The sequence below is a fragment of the Parasphingorhabdus sp. genome (assembly GCF_036964675.1).
In the GTDB taxonomy this organism is placed as follows: domain Bacteria; phylum Pseudomonadota; class Alphaproteobacteria; order Sphingomonadales; family Sphingomonadaceae; genus Parasphingorhabdus.
Genome location: NZ_JBALTF010000165.1, coordinates 1 through 586, shown reverse-complemented (window position 1 = coordinate 586; position 586 = coordinate 1). Strand labels below are relative to the sequence as shown.

Genomic DNA, 586 nt, shown 5'->3' with positions numbered 1-586 from the left:
GGCGGCCTGTCGACACCAGCGCAGGCCGGCCAAGTGCAGGCGTTCGCCCAGCCGCCACAATCCAGCGCTTATTATCGCAATTGTGATGCCGCGCGCAGTGCCGGCGCCGCGCCGCTCTATCGCGGTGATCCCGGCTACCGGTCGCCGCTGGATCGCGATGGTGACGGGATTGCCTGCGAGCCCTATCGCGGGCGATAACAATCAGGGTAACCCTGTACAATTTCACTTCTTCGTCATCCTGAACTAGTTTCAGGATCCCTCAAGGTTCGCACGCTACCGGACGAGGTCCTGAAACAAGTTCAGGATGACGAGGCTTAAACCTCACCGCCGCGGCAACAACGTCCGCCAGTCACCCCACAGCAGCACCACCAGACACCCGGCAATCACCGCCAGATCGACCACGGACGCGACCGGATTATATTGCCATCCGCCGAACGCTGCCAGACCGCCGATCACCGCCCAGACCAGGAACAGCTTGCGGCCGCCGTCCCAGCCCCGGACCAGACCAATGCCGGCGGCAAACAGCAGCATCGGCGCCAGCACCATCAGCACCGGCCCGACGCCGGGCAACAGCAGCAGCATCGAT

Annotated in this window: 2 protein-coding genes; one reads left to right on the top strand and one right to left on the bottom strand. The window is 63.8% G+C overall.

What is annotated here, in order from left to right; genetic code table 11:
- The coding region (locus V7665_RS13755; RefSeq protein ID WP_335665093.1) for an excalibur calcium-binding domain-containing protein at positions 1–198 on the top strand (198 nt) is incomplete at its 5' end.
- Positions 199–321: 123 nt separating this feature from the next.
- Here V7665_RS13755 and V7665_RS13750 read toward each other — a convergent pair.
- Positions 322–586 (bottom strand): hypothetical protein (locus tag V7665_RS13750; protein WP_335665092.1); only part of this gene is annotated, 265 nt, incomplete at its 5' end.